Here is a 16,747-nt window from a genome sequence, read left to right as displayed (position 1 = left end):
CTAAGATGCCCTTTTATTAGGTTATCCATTTGCATGTTTTAATCCATTTGGTTACCGAAGAAAATGGCGTTGAAAAGTAGCTTATTAGTACCAAACCAAGTTCCTCGAAATACAGGATTGTCAAAGAAGTGGATCACACGGCCACGACCTGAAGGGGAGATGATCACGCTTGCACTTTGGCTGAGTTTTTTCAGGTTTTCATCAGAAATATATCCTCCGAGGAATGGATCGGATGTATAGCGAACAGGCGTCAAGTATTTATCTGCACTGGGCAGAATAAAGATGCTCGTGTTCCGATATACGGGTAAAGTCTCACGCTGATAGCCATAGGCAATAGGATGGGTGAGATCAAGCTGGGCCATGTAAATGCTTCCACCTACCGCTTTTGCACCTTCGAAGTTTCTTCGATCGGCAAAGGGAAGAGCTTTCGGGTCCTCTTTTGGTTCCTCAAGGGTCACAGGCTTCTCACTTGTGATACCTTGTCTCTGAAGCCAAAGACTTGCGCTTCCGCTGGAGATCACTGTGCCACCACGATTGATCCAATCCTTAAAGTGGTTAACAAAGTTTTCACTTAGACCGGAATAATTCCCGGAAGGGAGAATAATCGAGGTATAATCAAAAAGATTTAACCGTCCCAAATCATCCGAGTTGACTTTCGTGATGGGCATTCCAATTTGACTATCCATCAAATACCAGATGGCTCCAGCATCATAAGAAGATACGCCATCTCCCACCACCATCAATACTTTGGGTAGTTCCAATGCTCCCACTAGGTTGGAGCCGAGATCGATTCCCTTGAGGTTCATGCCCGTTTCTGTGGAAAAGACCTCTTGATGTGTTTTTTCAGCAATAACTTTCAATTTGGACGAAACTTCCTCAGCGGAAAGTTTTTGGAAGCCCATAGGAATCATAAGGGTTCCTGCGGGAAAATCCATAGGGCCAGAATTCGTTTGAGCGGTGAATGGCCCATTTACCTGCTCCACATGAATTCCTTCTTTTTGTGCATGATAAAGGAATTTTGGCGCATAAAAATCAGACCAGTCGATCAAATAAGCATAGGCTTTATTCTCTGGGAAATCAAATGAAGGAAAGTCTATACTCTCAAGCTTCTCACCTTTTCCGCTCCCTGCATTCGCTGCAAAGGGCATTCCATAGGCTGCAGCCATGGTCCATGCGGATGCATCATAAAACACCGAATCCGCAAATTCGTCCACGTATTCAAACATGGTCCGGACCATTCTATATTGAGGCTGATCAGTTGGGACAATCCACGATTTTCCTGCTCCAAAATCATAGCCACCTGCAGACACGTCACGATTATTTTCATAGACCTCGATCTGATGATCCATCAAAAATTTGACGAATAGTGTATTTCTACTTTGATCGTATTTATCACCGAATACGTAATTTTTGATCGAAGAGCTTTTAGCCTCTGAAATAGCTGTGTCAAAAAACTCGCGAAGATACTCATGCATGAACTCGCGATTGTCTAATGCTGCTTCCATGGTGGCAAGAGAATTTACCACGTGATTTCGAATGGTGAAGGCAAAAGTGATCTCACCGCGCTGGCTTTCTTGCACATGACCTCGGCTGCTGGCCGTTTCGAAGACTAGGCCTAATCCGCCTTGAATATCTGGGTAGGTGGACCCATAGCCAGGGTAGCTATTGTCAAAAACCTCTTTGGTCCAGTACAAACTCTGGATTTCATTCATGTATCGCTCAAAATACTTGGCAAAGCGGATATTGATGTCCTCGTAGTTTTTTCTTGGCACCACTGGGTTTTCTGATCCAAAAGGCTTGGTTGGCTCAAAAAAGTAAGTGCTGTTTGTACCCATTTCGTGAAAATCGGTCGTTACGTTAGGATACCACGTGTGATACCAATCGATTTTGGACTGAGACTCCGGGTGAGCAAGAGGAAGCCAGTCCCGATTTAGGTCAAACCAGTAATGATTGGTTCGGCCGGCTGGCCAGGCTTCATTGTGTTCACGATCATTTGGGTCCGCAACAGGAGGAAAGCCTTTGTTGCTATTAGCCCAGAGGCTGTGGCGATCTCTACCATCTGGATTCACAGTTGGGTCAATGTGAACAACAGAGTTTTCCAATAGATTTTTTGCAAGATCAGACTGGGAAGCGAGTAGCCAGTAGGCCGTAAGCATGGCTGCCTCTGCCGAGGAAGGCTCATTACCATGAACACCATAGCCCAAATGAATGATTGCTGGCATGGATGAAATATCCGGCATTGCTTCGCTAGGACTTGCAAGTTGAACTTGCTTTTGCCGAATCTCTTCAAGATTGGACATGTTTGCTTCCTTTGAAATCGTGAGGATTACTTTGGGTCTGTGCTCATGAGTTTGACCGATAATGGTCAATTCAGCTCGAGGACTAAGTTCGTCCAGCTTTTCAAAGTATTTGACAATCAAGTCGTAGCGGGTATGCCAAGTACCAATTTCGTACCCAAGAAACTCTGATGGAGAAGGGATACTGTTATCAAATTTCTCACCAGGGAAAAAGTATTGTTCCTGAGAAAAACCGACAATTTGAACGGAAAGGAATGCCAATAGGCCGAGTATAGCTTTTTTCATACCCTCAATTTGGCATAAAATCATTGACTCTGCCAAGCCCCTCATCAAAAATCCAAAGTCCGAGTTTTCATTCATGAGTTTTTAAGCTAATTTATCCCTTGTATTCAACCTAAAACAACCTGATTAAATGAAGAAGTCTTTTGTTGTCGTGCTTTTTACGGCTTTTGGAACCTGTGCTTTGGCACAAGAAAAAACACCTCCACCGATGAAACCGGAGGCTACCGAATTTTATACTCCGGTACCACCCAAAATCACTCCTGGAGCTGAGAATAATCTTCCGCCCTCTGATGCGATTGTTCTTTTTGATGGCAGTAGCCAAAATGCCTTTGTCAGCGCCGGTGATGGGTCAAGTCCAGCTGCTTGGGCCATTGAAAATGGAGAACTAGTCGTGCAGCGCGGTAAAGGGGATATTCAATCCAAGATGGCCTTTGGTGATGGACAGTATCACGTGGAGTGGTCAGCACCTACAGAGATTGTGGGGGAAGGCCAAGGTCGTGGAAATTCAGGCTTTTTCCTCATGGGAATGTATGAAGTACAAATCTTGGATAGCTACGAGAGTAAAACCTACACCAACGGTCAAGCAGGTAGTATTTACAAGCAGCATCCACCTTTGGTGAATCCACTTCGTCCCCCAGGAGAGTGGAATTACTACGATATCATTTTTAAAGCACCGCGTTTTGACAAAAATGGCATGCTAACCTCTCCAGCTACAGCTACCGTTTTGATTAATGGGGTATTAGTGCAGAATAATGTGATTTTAAAAGGACCTACTGAATATATCGGAATCCCAAATTACAAGGCACATCCCGAGGAACTTCCGATTAAACTTCAGGATCACGGTAATCCTGTTCGATTTAGGAATATTTGGGTAAGGCCACTTTGATCAGTTTCAAGTGATTGCTTGGCAATCCTCAAATTACCAATAAGTTTAATTTTCATCCACCCTAATAACCTAAAATATCGATGTCCTCAAGAAGAAAATTCATTCAAAATACCATGCTCCTAGGTGCGGGGCTGAGCATGCCTCAGGTACTCACTACGGCTGATTTCGGCGCTTTTACCCGCAAAATAAAGCCATCTGATCAGCTCAATTATGGAGTAATTGGCTGCAAAGGAATGGGCTGGTCCAATATGAATGCGCATCTCAAAATGCCTCAGGTGAACTGTGTGGCATTGGCAGATGTGGATCAATCGGTTCTAGACATGCGAACGGAAGATGTATTTAAGCAGCGAGGTACTCGGCCAAAACAATACAAGGACTACCGAAAGATGCTTGAGGATCCGGATATCGATGTAGTGATTATCGGGACGCCAGATCACTGGCACTGTCTAAATATGGTGGATGCCGTTTCTGCAGGGAAGAATGTATATGTCGAGAAGCCAATTGCGAATACCATTGAGGAGTGTCAGATCATGGTCAAGGCTCAGGAACGCTACGGAAAAGTGGTACAGGTAGGGCAATGGCAACGATCTGGTTCGCAATATGCAGAAGCGATTGATTATGTAAAGTCCGGCAAGCTTGGGCAGATTCGTTTAGTAAAATGCTGGGCATACCAAGGCTGGATGAAGCCAGTTCCTGTTCTTCCAAATCAAGCTCCTCCGACAGGTGTAGATTACGACATGTGGCTTGGTCCTGCTCCAAAGCGAGAATTTAACCCCAACCGCTTTCATTTCAATTTCCGATGGTTTTGGGATTATGCTGGCGGCTTGATGACAGACTGGGGTGTTCATGAGATTGATATTGCGCTCTATGCCATGGGAGTATCTGCTCCAAAATCCGTAATGGCTTCAGGAGGTAAATTTGCCTATCCAGACGATGCGTCTGAAACACCGGACACGCTTCAGACGGTCTATGAATACGATGGATTCAATATGCTTTGGGAGCATGCCACGGGAATTGATGGAGGAAATTATGGAACTACGGAAGGAATTGCATTTATCGGAAATAATGCCACACTGGTAGTGAATCGTGGAGGTTGGAAAGTAATTCCTGAAACAGAAACTAAAGACGGTGAGCGTGTACCAAAAGTGGAAGAAGTTCCCCATACACGCGGAGTGGGTAGTGCACTAGAGCTGCATGCAGTCAACTTTGTCGAGGCGGTGAAAGCAAATGATCCAAGTTTGCTTAATTGCGCGATTCAGACCGGTTCGGTAGCGGCAATCAATGCCCAAATGGGAAATATTGCATACAAAACTGGTGAGAAAGTGTATTGGAATGCGGACAAAAACCAATTCACGTCCTCAGCCGCCAATGATTTAATGAAAGCCCATTACCATAATGGATGGAAGGTGCCGAAGGTGTAACTTCATGGAGAGCGAAGCAATCTATTGCGTTTAAGAATTATGAAATGTGATTTACAAACCCTCCGAAGGAATTTGGAGGGTTTTTATTTTAACTTTCCGAAATGAAGTCTTTCAATTCTATTCTCGCTGCCATGCTAGTCCTAGCAGGCTTTTCTTGTAAGTCTACGACGAAATGGGAGGGCCAAGGTCCCATCCAAATTATTCCAACTGAAAGTAGGGCTATAGAGAAACAAGTCAAACAAACCTATTTTGTGGGAGATCAGGTCTATTTTTCTAATGAGTTTGAGGGAGCTAGACTAAATGGAGCAGAAAAAGTAAATGACACGCTTTACCGCGTTCTAATTTTACCTGAAAACGAACCTATCAATCCCAGCCCTTGGTATGCATTCAAAGTCTGGTCCGAAAGAGCCCAAACCTTCTGGATTGAATTCACTTATTCGGAAAATGGTTTTCATCGATATTTTCCTAAAATCAGTAATGACGGAAATCAATTTTCAAATGTGGATTCTCTGAATTTTATGTTACCAAAGGTGCAAGAAGGCAGACCAAAAGAGGCTTATCTGAAAGTTACGAGTTCTCCTGATACCCTTTGGATCGCCGCTCAGGATTTGGTAGGTACAGTAGATGCAGAGACTTGGAAAGATAAACTTGCTGAGCAAAGCTTTGTCGAGCGAATTGAAATAGGCAAAAGCACAGAAGGTAGAAAACTGGAAGTATTGAAAATTGGGGAGGCAGACGATCGAGAAATGTTGATGGTGATTTCCATGCAGCATCCTCCTGAAGTGACTGGATACCTAGCAATGAAGTCTTTCGTAGAAACGATCTGTGAAGATTCCCCAGAGTCTCGAGCATTTCGTAAGAAATATAATCTGTACCTCATGCCTCAGATGAATCCGGATGGAGTGGCAAATGGACATTGGAGACATAATGCAGGGGGAATTGATACCAATAGGGATTGGGTCAATTTCAATCAGCCCGAACCAAAGGCCTTAGCTGCATTTATGGAAAAAAAGGTGGCAGATACAGGTGGAGAGTTCGTCTTCGCGGCTGATTTCCATTCTACTTGGGAGGATATTTTTTATACGATTAATGAAGACTTGGAAGGAAATATGCCTGGCTTGATTCCAAAGCTCATCAAGCGATCCTCAAAACGAATCCCTGGCTATGACCCCAATATTCGTCCAACAGAAACAAATGAGCGAAGTGTCACTTCAAATAGCTATTTCTTTTTCGTCCATGGAGCGGAGTCGATGACCTTTGAGGTAGGTGATAATACACCTAGAGATCTAATCAAGCAAAAGGGTGAATACACCGCGCGTGAATTGATGCGCTTGTTGAAATAGTTCAAAAAAAACCAAGCCATTATTGATGGCTTGGTTGATAAAAAACTGGCGCTTATTACTCTACAGTAATGGTGATTGTTTTGCTCATTGCTTCACCATAAGATGCGTGCACACCATCTGCAAATTGAAGTGTAAGCGTGTGTTGTCCAGGTGAGAGTACGATATCATCTGTGGTTTTTTGCCCTTTGCCGTAATGAATGTTGGTTTCATTAGCAGGAACAGTTACCCCAGCCTCGATAAAGCTTCCATCAATAATCAAATGATGATGACCGAATCCTTCATTGACTTTGCCAGCTGGTTCTACTTCCATACCGTTAACACCCATTTCTACTTTAAAAGGAGATGTAACGGTATCTCCGTCATTAAGATTTACGAAATAAACTCCCTTCTCTTGGCTTCCACAGGCAAATACAAGAGAAATGAGGATTACTAGGGCAGATACTTTAGTGATTGATTTAAGCATGATAATTAGTATTTAGTTTGAGATTATGATTAATGATACGGTTGACTGATCGATTTGCTGTCAAATTAGCATATTGGCCTTTATAGGATCAGACTCATCTGAGGGTTCTTCATCCAGGAGCTCTGTTTTCAAAATATAAAACCTGAAAACCCGAATGCTTTGTTCAAAAATAAGAGATGAAAATTTGAAAACTCCATCTTGTAAGAGAAATAAAATTTAACTAGAAGTCACGTTCTAGCTAGGCATATCTTTAATGAATTGAAATAGAAAAAGACCAAGCCAAAGAGAGCTCATGAGATTATTGAAAAAATTTGGCAAGTTTTGGTTTTTTGACAACAAAACATGGTCAGCTTTTAAGATTTATTTGGGCCGGATTTTCCTCATTTTTTGATGACTGAAATTTATTTTTTCGAGGTGAAAAAAGTGATCAAACTTTTTATCATTTTCGTGGAATTTTAACCAGCATCACTATGAAAAAATTGTTAGTAACCAGCTTATTATGTCTAGTTTTTGGCCTGGCTTGGGCTCAAAATTATGTCAATGGCTATGTTCTTTTTGCAGAACAAGATACCGTAAAATGTCAAATCAAAATTGGCGGAAAAAAAGCAGATACCAATTACTATGCTCTTGTCATTAAAAACCAAAAAGGAGAGGCAGAGGATGAAGTATATAAGGCAAAAGAAGGCAAGGTCATTGGATATGGCATTAGGGAATTTGGAGCAGAATTGGATTATCGAAATGTTGAGATAAGCGGGACGAATGATGGAGGGTTTTTTAAGTTGGTAGACAATGGGCCAAATTATAAACTATACCTTCATATGGTAAGTACCAGTACGAATGGAGTGGTAACGACTTTGCCTCAGTATGCTATGTACAAGCCGAATGGGGAGTATGTTATTTTGACGACTCATATGTTGGGTAATTGGAAAAAGAATCTCCGGAAAATATTAGCAGACAATCCAAAATATTTGCCTGAAGTAGAGAAGGTAGGAAGAATGGAAATTCCTGAATTTGTAGAAAAGCTAAATTCAGAAGGGTAGTAGTAGTTTTGAATCTCTTGATTCAGGCTAAGGGCATCAGAGAATTTCCTCTATGCATTAAGCTTTATTTAGGAGATACTGCCGCGACTATGCGCAAAGGTCCACCACTTCCACCTTTTATTTTCATCGGCAGGGCAAGAATGTAAAAATCTTTTGTGCTGAGCAAGTCTAAATTCGCCACATTTTCAAAACCCGGAATATTAGCTCCCATAAGAATTTGGTGCGTTTTAAAGTCCTTGGACTGTCCATAATCCAAGCTTGGGGTGTCGAGGCCTACAGCTTTCGCTTTTCGCTCAACTAGCAGCTCAGCCGCTTCCGGGGAAATCCCAGGAAAATGAAGTTCAGGAATGGCGGCATCCCCTTTTTTTGCTGTCCCAAAATAAGCTTCCCTATCCGGGTAAAATTGGCCATAACCAGTTTTGAAAAGGATAATTCTTCCTTCTTCAAGTTCTCCGTTTACTTTCTCCCAATTCAGAATATCGTCAGCGGAAATCAAATAATCACGATCCCCCAAGGCCTTTTCAGAAACATCGATCAACGACGCTTTTCCAATCAAGCTATTGAGAGGAATTTCATCTGAAGTAAGCTTTCCCTCTGAAAAATGGATGGGTGCATCCAGATGAGTGCCTCCATGCTCTGGGGTGGATAGAGAATAGGAGGAGTAAAAATAGCCTTGCTCAGTAGTCCCATATGCATCAGCCTCATGTTCAAATTCCGTAGGATTATTTGGCCAATAAAGTGTGGTGGAATCAAATGAATGAGTCAGATCTATCCACTCCATTTGGTCTAATTCTATTTCCAGGATTACCGTTTCTTGTTTACTCGTATAGTTGCAACTACAAAGAAGTACCAGGCAGATAAAGGATGGGCAAAGGGTATGAAGTGGGATTCGGAACATAGCTATGTAAATAAAAAAAGCCATCCTGATTATTCAGAATGGCCTTAATTTGGGTTGGATTAACCTAAAAAGCAAGAGCTGCTAAGCCTAATTTACTTTTAAGTGGATTAATCGATTTTAGAATTTGCCCAGAATACTTTTTGAACAAATCGCTTCCAAGTAAATCAGTCAGAAACTTTGTTCTACTGTTCTTTAGACCTAGAAACTTCTCCTTTTTTTCATCATCAGATAGCTTACTGTCGTTGACTTTCATCAGGTCATCAACGAAGCTTTTGTTGTTTTTTTCAAGCTTTGATTTTTGATCTGAGCTCAAATCCATTCCATCTGTTGTGTTTAGGATATCAAGAACTTGTGTAGCCATTCCCATTTTTCCAACACTGGGAACTTTAAGTCCTTGTGCATAGGACATGGTAAGGCCAAGAAAAAGAAGGAGGGCCGGAGTTATTATAAATTTTTTCATAGTACCAATTTAGCTATTTTATATTTCGTTTTGAAGGGCCGGATTTGTTTTTTAATCTTCTTTCGATAAGACTTTAGCAGTTTGTCATTACCTAAAATACCACTCAATGCAGAGTTGTTTTTGCCAGCAAGTCCTTTGATCGCGCTTAGTTTGCCTTCATCAGAATCATTTCCATTTGCTATTTCGATCACGTCATTAAGGAAGCTTTCATTTTGCTTTTTCAGATCATCCTTTTGCTTATTTGATAGGCCTAAGTCATCTCCAGGGAGCATAGCACCCATCATGTCTTTCTTAAAATCGGCTGGATTAGGCAAGCTAAATTGTGCTTGAGCCGAAAAAACTAGGGCGAACATAAATGACCCTAAGAATAAAAGTGGTTTAAAATTTTTCATCGTTTTAAAGAGTTTAATAATACATTTTTCACTTAAATAGTCCTTTACCCATATCCATCAATCCTCCTAGATCCATTCCTCCATCTCCTTTGCCTCCACCCATTAGTGAGCCCAGGAGATCGGTGGGATTTACTTTGCCTTCGCCACCTTGGAGAGAGGAGATCACAGATGACATGATGTCCTCATTAGCTTGTGGAGCATTATTAACATTTTTGTTGAAGTAATTCATGATCATGGGGAGTGCTGCAGAAACAATCCCTGCGGCTTGTTCTTTCGATATTCCTAGCTTACCAATTAAGTCGGATACCACATCGCCTTGGAGTCCTTGAATCACACTGGATGATGCATTGGTCTCACGTCCAGAAAACATCTCCGCGATGGCTGAGGTATCTCCAGAGGAAACTTTTTGCTTTAAAATTCCAGCTAAGCTATCCTCAAGTGCGCTGGCGGTTGCTGAAGGATTTTCTTGATTCATACCGGCAAGCATTTCCTTCAAAGGTCCGTCTGCGGCTTTTAGTAATTGATCTAACATTTCAAATAATGATTTAATACACTTCAATTTGATAATTTATTCATTCAATTCAAATCACGATTTGTTGAATCCTTACATGTTTGGTTAGGGTTTTATTAAAATCTTGCAACTTATCTAGTTTCGCCAATCAATTCCCCTTTGGCCTGAAATACCGAATCGGAGCTGCCGGTTCAGGCTTCAGCTCGATCCCTTTTGTTTTCATGAGCTCAAGTGCTTCCTTAACAGCACGTTCAAGTTGAGGATCTCTGCCAGCAATCACATCTTTGGGTAATTGCTCCACCGCGATATCCGGTGAGATTCCTACTCCTTCTACAGCCCACTCTCCATCTGTGTCATAAAAACCGCCTCGAGGTGCCACCATTCTACCTCCGTCGATAAACGGTGGTGTATCCCAAGTGCCTACTAATCCACCCCAGGTTTTGGTTCCGATGAGGGGTCCGATTTCCATTTTATTGAAAAGATAGGGGAGCAAATCTCCTCCAGATCCGGCGCGTTCATTGATCAGCATGACTTTTGGTCCCCAAATCCCGGAAATCGGCTGTGTAAAAGGAGTATTGCCCGCCACTCTGGAATTGAAATAGCCCATCAATTCTCGGTTCATGATATCGACCATATAATCCGCGGCTGATCCACCACCATTATTCCGCTCATCGATTACTGCTCCTTTTTTGTCTTGCTGCGCAAAGTAGTATCGATTGAAAAAGGTATATCCGGGATTGGAAGTATTCGGTAGATACACATAGGCCAATTGTCCATCGGACAATTCATCTACTTTTCTTCGGTTTTCTTCCACCCAATCCATGGTACGTAGCTGGTTTTCATTGCTTACCGGAACCACCAAAATACTTCTAGATCCCTCCATTCCTGGCTTGGAGTTCAAATGGATTTTAGTGGGTTGGTTTGCTGTGCCTTCAAAATAGGTGTAAAGATTGCTACCCGATTGGATTTCTTGTCCATTTACAGCTACTAGATATTCTCCTTCCAGAGCTAAGTTTCCTGGCTGCGCCAAAGGTGCATCTAAACCTGGATTCCAATCTTCCCCGGTATAGATTTTCTTAATTTTGAAATTGCCACTTTCCACTTCGAAGTCAGCACCTAAAAGTCCTATGGGTACTCGATCGATCTCAGGAAAATCTCCTCCTCGTGTGTAGGAGTGACCTACGGCTACTTCTCCTCCGATGATATCGATGATGTAATTCATGTCCGTCCGATGTCTGACATGATCTACCCAAGGCTTGTACCACTCGTAGATATCGTCCCAAGGTGCTCCGTGTACATTGTCCACGTACAAGAAGTCACGCTGATATCTCCATCCTTCTCGATAGATCTGCTGCCACTCAGCTTTGGGATCTACTTTTACTTTCATGCTGGCGATACTTTTGATGGCACCGTCTCCGACTTTTTTATTCGCCCCAGAGGTTTCCGTGATGCCCCATGTGCGACCCGACCTGTATAACATGGATTTCCGATCTGCTGAAATGATCACTTCATTTACCGAAGGAAGAATGTCCTCTGATTTTCTTTTGGTCAAATCGTATCGCTTTAGAATAGTACCTTCATTTGGCACAGATTCCATATAAAACACTTGATTCGAAGGTGCGGCGGCCAATCCGGTGTAGTTTCTAGCAGGAATGTCCACGGCCACGATTCGCTTCATCAGACCTTCTTCCGTGATGGTTGTGCTTGTTTTCTCTTCCTTTTTCTTTTCGCTCTCTACTTCATTTTCTTCGTCACTTTGCGGGAGCAAAGGTGAAGGATCGGCTTCGTTCAAAATAACCAGATAAAGCGATCTAGTAATTGGTCGATCATAGCTACTCATGTCTAGCCAACCTGTATTCAACCCATAATCTGTGCTGGCCAAAAAGTACAGATACTTTCCACTTTCATCCCAAACCGGAGAGATAGCATCCGCCATAGCATCTGTGATTTGGATTTTCTTTCCGCTCGAGATTTCATAAACCCAAATAGATTTAAACTGATTTTCCATCAATTTGGGATAAGTAATCCACTTTCCGTCCGGCGACCAAACTGGGTTCATGGTCCGATTTGGGTGAGCGTAGCGGTCTGTGTCCACGATTTTCGCATCCCCATTGCTGGTATTGACTAGCCAGATGTTATAATCTGTATCTGTAAAGGCAAGATGAATATTGTCTGAAGACCACTCTGGTTTGAAAAAGAAGCTTGGGTCTGGGATGGAGATGGTTCGATCGATTTGATTGCCGGTCTGATTCACAATGACCAACTGATACTCGCCCGATGCATCGGAGAAATAGGCGATATGCTTGCCATCAGGAGACCATGTAGGTGCTCTTTCAGCTACAGTGGAGGAGTTAGTGATATTTCTTCCAGCTCCATTTTCCTTAGGGAAAGTTAAAATTTCACCTCGAAACTCGAATAAAGCTCGTTGACCTGTCGGAGAAATTTGTGGGTTTTGAAGTTGATTGGGAGAGACCTCCACCCAACGCTCACGAGCCCAATGAAAATCACCCTTCACGTTTATTTCTAGGGTTTTTATCTCCTTGCTTTCCGGATTGAACACATGAAGTTGTGCCCCTTTTTCTAAGATTATTTCGGAATTGCTCGCGTCTATATTTTTGATATCAAAATCCGTAAAGAATGTTTCTTGATTTTCTTCGCCTGTGGCTGGATCGAAAGACCAGAGATTGGCCAGAAAATCTCGCTCAGAGATATAGTAGACTTTATTTCCCAACCAGATTGGATTGGTGTGGCGCTCATTATCCAGCTGTGGAGTCATCTGAAGTTCATAGGAATTCATATCCAAGATCCAGATGGGTTTGGCTTGACCTCCGCGGTGATTTCTCCATTCCGGATCCCAAAATGAAATCTGCTGGTATGCCATATGATTTCCGTCTAAGGAAAGTTCGCCATTGACCCCTCTGGGGACAGCTAGTGCTTCCGGCATCCCGCCTGAAATGGACACCTTGTAAAATTGTGACTCTTTGGTGGCATGGCCGGCTCGTCCTGAGGCAAAAATTACCGATTTGCCATCTGGTGTCCAACCAGTTACTTCATCTGAACCTGGATGCCAGGTGAGACGCTGCGGTTCTCCACCTAAGGATGGAATCAGATAAACATCTGTATTTCCATCGTATTGGCCGGTAAAGGCAATGTAGTTTCCATCAGGAGAAAAATGCGGCAGGCTTTCTTCGCCTTCGTTGCTCGTGAGTCGGATGGCATCTCCTCCGTTCTTTGGAGCTTTCCAGAGGTCATTGGCATAAACAAAGACAATTTCGGTTTCGCTTAAAGAAGGTTCTCGGAGTAATTTTGTGCCTTGGGAGAAGGCCGAAGAACCGAAAACCACAAAACTTAGACTGAGTAGTAGTTTTTTCATGATAGGTCATTTTCTATTTGTTTAAAAATAGAATAAACCTAGCACGGAAACCAACCGATGATCAAATGTCAATGACAATTCTCATTTCTGAAATTTGCTTGAACTACCCTGTTATTGGGTAAGGGACCTTCTGATAAGGCTTGGATTGATTTTATTTTTGAATGTTAATTACCAAAAACATCCTTGATCGCTTCCAGATAATCGTAGCCATGACCCTCTGTGGGCTCGATATAGTTTCCTTCCAAGTATTCATTCCAACAACAGATCATCACCGTGTTTCCATTAGAATTTCTATACTTTCTTGAAAGTGACTGAGCATCTTTGAGTTTGGCGGTAAAGCTGTTTTTGTCCGAATGAACCCGGTCTTTCTCTGGCTCACTAGGAAATCCGGTTTGTTGTGGCCAAGTTCCTCCGGCTGGACGCATATCCCAGCCCATGGCTACAGGTACTTGATACTCGAAATTTGGATCGTTTTTAAATTTTTCCGACCACATATTCCAATGTCCTTTGTAGGTTTCCCGCATATCAGCGTAGGAGCGGTTGGACTTTTCCATAAAGTTGTGGTAGACATAGGCAGTCATTCCCTCAAAGCCCATTCCCTTCAATCGAGGCACGTAATCTTGTAGCAAAAGCTTGTCTCGATATTCTCCGCCTTCCCAAGGTTTTTGAGGATTTTTCGCCACCCATTTGGTGGGGAGTCCATACGCTTTTTCATTGGTCATCATGGGTCCAGCTGTTACTGCAATAAATTTGATTCCCGGATAGCCCTGTTCTTTGGCTACCTTTTGGGACAAAGCCAAAAGGTCTTTCAACCCAATCCCATAATATGCCGCCCGTGACTCTGCGTCTTGTGGGAAATAGAAATAGACAATGGGTCTACCATCTGGCGCTTTGAGATAGTCTTTTCGATTGAAATAGGTGTCAGTCCACTGACGAGTGATTTTCTCATGTACCTTCAGGTAAAGTGTTTTATCTGGTTTTTCGCCTTGGTAATTCGCTTTTCTGGCTAATTCATCGGGAGAGCCTATTTTCAACCAAGCCATCCATCGTTCATGACTATCGTCACACCAATTGATCGCCCATTTCATTTGCTCTTTTTCCGGAAGTTTGGCGTTTACATCTAGCATCACCTTCAGCTGATCATTCCACTCTTCCAGCCCGGGAACAGCCACTCGTCCATCTCGGTTAGGATCTATTTTCCAACCTTCAGGATAAAAGATTTTGGACTGTGGACCAAAATAAAGGTGGTAGTAATAGTTTCTCCCATAAAACCAATCGTAGGCAAAGAAATCAATCCCGTAGCTTTTCATCATTTGAAGCTGCTTTTTGATTGTTTTCGGATCGTCGCGCTTATAGAAGCCTCCTAATTCTGCGACTGGTTTTCTGTCTAAATAGGGGCCTTCGTATGGGAAACGCTGGTTGTAAACTCGTCCTTTTGGTCCCCAGATTCCGGGATTTTGAAGACTTGAGCAGTTTTTAGGGTCTTGGATACAGGACCAAAAGCTGTCTCGATCAACAGCTGGATCTGTGGAGGTATTCCAAGAGGGCATGAAATAAACTCCAACAAGTTCTTCATCCGCTGGATTTTCAGCCGAACCCTGGACAAAGTCCACGGAACTTAAAAGATTTGCGTGGAGCACTTTGGTATCAGATTGTCTTTCAGGTTGACAAGCAAAAAGTGAAAGAAGTAGTATGGAGCTAAGAATGGATACTCTCATGATCTTTAGGCTATTTAATTTAAAATTGGCTTTGGATCAGGAATTTACATATTACACCTTGACTAATTAAGCTTTTTTTGAAGAATTTGGATCTGCTCAAAGCCTGGATTGAAGCGCTCAAAATCCAGTTTGTAACTGTGGATTAGTTTGTAACCCATTTTTTTATAGAAGCATTTGGCTTGCTCTTGCCTTGCCATGGCCTCCAGCCAAATTGTATCTAATCCGTTTGACTTTGCGATTTCCTCAAGATATGTCATGATTTTTGGAGCTATTCCTTTTCCATGAGTGCTTGGATGTAAATAAAGGCGATGAAGCTTCATGGCATTGGGGATTTCGATTTCTCGCGGAGAAAAAGGGAAATCATACTTCAGGATACCAATGGTTTTGTTGCTCCATTGGATGAAAAAATAATGGCTTCGCTCACGAGCCAGTTCTTTTTTTAGGTTGTCAATATTATAGCAAAGTTCTAAATACCACTCGCCCTGATCAATCCAAAAATGAGAATAGGCAGGAGTGTAGATCTTCTTCATCAGATCAAAAAGTTTCTTGTGATCCTTTTCCGTGATGGGTTGAAGCTTAAGATCGGGGTGTGGGGTGATCATCTTTTGAAAATAGATAAAAAAAGAAAACCACAGCTCATGTTGAGCTGTGGTTTTCTAAAATCAAGGTTAAAATTTATTTTCTATCGACCACTTTCTTTGCAGCAGTGATGATAGAAGCAGCGTTTAAGCCATATTTTTCAAGTAGTTGTGTTGGAGTACCGGATTCACCAAAACTATCATCCACACCTACATACTCCATTGGAGCAGGATTGTGACGAGCTAAGGTCTGCGCAATACTATCTCCTAATCCACCATTATACTGATGCTCCTCAGCAGATACCGCGCAACCAGTTTTGAAAACAGATTCCAAAATCGAATCCGTATCCAATGGCTTAATAGTGTGAATATTGATTACTTCGGCAGAGATTCCTTCAGCGCGCAATGCCGCCTCAGCGATCACTGCTTCCCACACTAGATGACCAGTAGCGAAAATTGTTACATCTGTACCTTCGATCATTTTCCAAGCTTTTCCAATCTCAAATTTCTGAGCTGGATCTGTGAAAATCGGCCAACTAGGGCGTCCAAATCTTAAATAAACTGGTCCCTCATGATCTGCGATTGCGATGGTTGCTGCTTTAGTCTGATTGTAATCACATGGGTTGATCACAGTCATATGCGGTAGCATTTTCATCATTCCTAGATCTTCTAGGATTTGGTGCGTAGCACCATCTTCTCCTAGGGTTAGTCCTGCATGGGATGCGCAAATTTTTACGTTTTTACCAGAATAGGCTATGGATTGACGGATTTGATCGTAAACCCTACCTGTCGAGAAATTTGCAAATGTACCGGTGAATGGGATCATCCCACCGATGGTTAGTCCTGCAGCAATCCCCATCATATTTGCTTCAGCGATTCCTGTCTGGAAAAAACGCTCAGGAAACTCCTTTTGGAAAGCTCCCATTTTTAGTGAACCGATAAGATCGGCGCAAAGTCCCACCACTTTAGGGTTGGTCCTTCCTAGCTCGAGAAAGCCGTCTCCGAAGCCTGAGCGGGTATCTTTCTTCTCGGTGTAGTTATATTTTAAATCCAATGAATTAGTCATAGTCTGAGATTCTAAAGTC

General features: G+C 42.6%; 14 protein-coding genes. 4 read left to right on the top strand and 10 right to left on the bottom strand.

Annotated elements, in window-relative coordinates; translation table 11 throughout:
* Positions 1-38: 38 nt before the first annotated feature.
* Positions 39-2,582: a M14 family zinc carboxypeptidase gene (locus ACFOSV_RS15625; RefSeq protein ID WP_377906973.1), complete on the bottom strand. Its 2,544-nt coding sequence runs from the start codon at positions 2,580-2,582 to the stop codon at positions 39-41.
* 127 nt (positions 2,583-2,709) lie between these two features.
* Here ACFOSV_RS15625 and ACFOSV_RS15620 point away from each other — a divergent pair, with 127 nt between their 5' ends.
* From ACFOSV_RS15620 to ACFOSV_RS15610, 3 genes are all read left to right on the top strand, one after another.
* Entirely contained in the window at positions 2,710-3,465 is a 756-nt protein-coding gene (locus tag ACFOSV_RS15620; protein ID WP_377906972.1) for a 3-keto-disaccharide hydrolase, read from the top strand.
* An 80-nt stretch (positions 3,466-3,545) separates the two neighbouring features.
* Positions 3,546-4,886, top strand: coding sequence for a Gfo/Idh/MocA family protein (locus tag ACFOSV_RS15615; protein ID WP_377906971.1), 1,341 nt, complete (start codon positions 3,546-3,548; stop codon positions 4,884-4,886).
* 101 nt (positions 4,887-4,987) lie between these two features.
* A complete protein-coding gene (locus tag ACFOSV_RS15610) occupies positions 4,988-6,229 on the top strand; it encodes a M14 family metallopeptidase (protein WP_377906970.1) in 1,242 nt (413 codons plus the stop codon).
* A 55-nt stretch (positions 6,230-6,284) separates the two neighbouring features.
* On the opposite strand, the gene ACFOSV_RS15605 is transcribed toward ACFOSV_RS15610, so the two are convergent.
* A complete protein-coding gene (locus tag ACFOSV_RS15605; protein WP_377906969.1) occupies positions 6,285-6,692 on the bottom strand; it encodes a DUF4399 domain-containing protein in 408 nt (135 codons plus the stop codon).
* 470 nt (positions 6,693-7,162) lie between these two features.
* Between ACFOSV_RS15605 and ACFOSV_RS15600 the strand changes: the two genes are divergently transcribed.
* On the top strand, positions 7,163-7,732 hold the full coding sequence (locus ACFOSV_RS15600; protein WP_377906967.1) for a hypothetical protein: 570 nt from the start codon (positions 7,163-7,165) through the stop codon (positions 7,730-7,732).
* 64 nt (positions 7,733-7,796) lie between these two features.
* Here the strand turns inward: ACFOSV_RS15600 and ACFOSV_RS15595 are convergent, their stop codons facing one another.
* The 8 genes from ACFOSV_RS15595 to ACFOSV_RS15560 form a co-directional block, all read right to left on the bottom strand.
* Complete coding sequence (locus tag ACFOSV_RS15595) at positions 7,797-8,654, bottom strand: cyclase family protein (protein ID WP_377906966.1); 858 nt, start codon at positions 8,652-8,654, stop codon at positions 7,797-7,799.
* Between the two features lie 40 nt (positions 8,655-8,694).
* Entirely contained in the window at positions 8,695-9,090 is a 396-nt protein-coding gene (locus ACFOSV_RS15590; protein WP_377906965.1) for a hypothetical protein, read from the bottom strand.
* Complete coding sequence (locus tag ACFOSV_RS15585; protein WP_377906964.1) at positions 9,087-9,482, bottom strand: hypothetical protein; 396 nt, start codon at positions 9,480-9,482, stop codon at positions 9,087-9,089. Before ACFOSV_RS15585 ends, ACFOSV_RS15590 begins: the two co-directional genes overlap by 4 nt.
* A 28-nt stretch (positions 9,483-9,510) precedes the next feature.
* Positions 9,511-10,014, bottom strand: a complete 504-nt coding sequence (locus ACFOSV_RS15580) for a DUF937 domain-containing protein (RefSeq protein WP_377906963.1) — start codon at positions 10,012-10,014, stop codon at positions 9,511-9,513.
* A 127-nt stretch (positions 10,015-10,141) separates the two neighbouring features.
* Positions 10,142-13,366: a S41 family peptidase gene (locus ACFOSV_RS15575; protein ID WP_377906962.1), complete on the bottom strand. Its 3,225-nt coding sequence runs from the start codon at positions 13,364-13,366 to the stop codon at positions 10,142-10,144.
* A 164-nt stretch (positions 13,367-13,530) separates the two neighbouring features.
* Positions 13,531-15,084 (bottom strand): glycoside hydrolase family 99-like domain-containing protein, encoded by a 1,554-nt coding sequence (locus tag ACFOSV_RS15570; RefSeq protein WP_377906961.1) that lies wholly within the window; start codon positions 15,082-15,084, stop codon positions 13,531-13,533.
* A 62-nt stretch (positions 15,085-15,146) separates the two neighbouring features.
* Positions 15,147-15,686 (bottom strand): GNAT family N-acetyltransferase, encoded by a 540-nt coding sequence (locus tag ACFOSV_RS15565; RefSeq protein ID WP_377906960.1) that lies wholly within the window; start codon positions 15,684-15,686, stop codon positions 15,147-15,149.
* Between the two features lie 73 nt (positions 15,687-15,759).
* Positions 15,760-16,728: a transketolase family protein gene (locus tag ACFOSV_RS15560; RefSeq protein WP_377906959.1), complete on the bottom strand. Its 969-nt coding sequence runs from the start codon at positions 16,726-16,728 to the stop codon at positions 15,760-15,762.
* Between the last annotated feature and the right edge of the window lie 19 nt (positions 16,729-16,747).

It is taken from the genome of Algoriphagus namhaensis (assembly GCF_042649705.1).
In the GTDB taxonomy this organism is placed as follows: Bacteria; Bacteroidota; Bacteroidia; order Cytophagales; family Cyclobacteriaceae; genus Algoriphagus; species Algoriphagus namhaensis.
The sequence above is the reverse complement of the archived record's forward strand: the minus strand, read 5'-3'. Positions and strand labels throughout refer to the sequence as shown.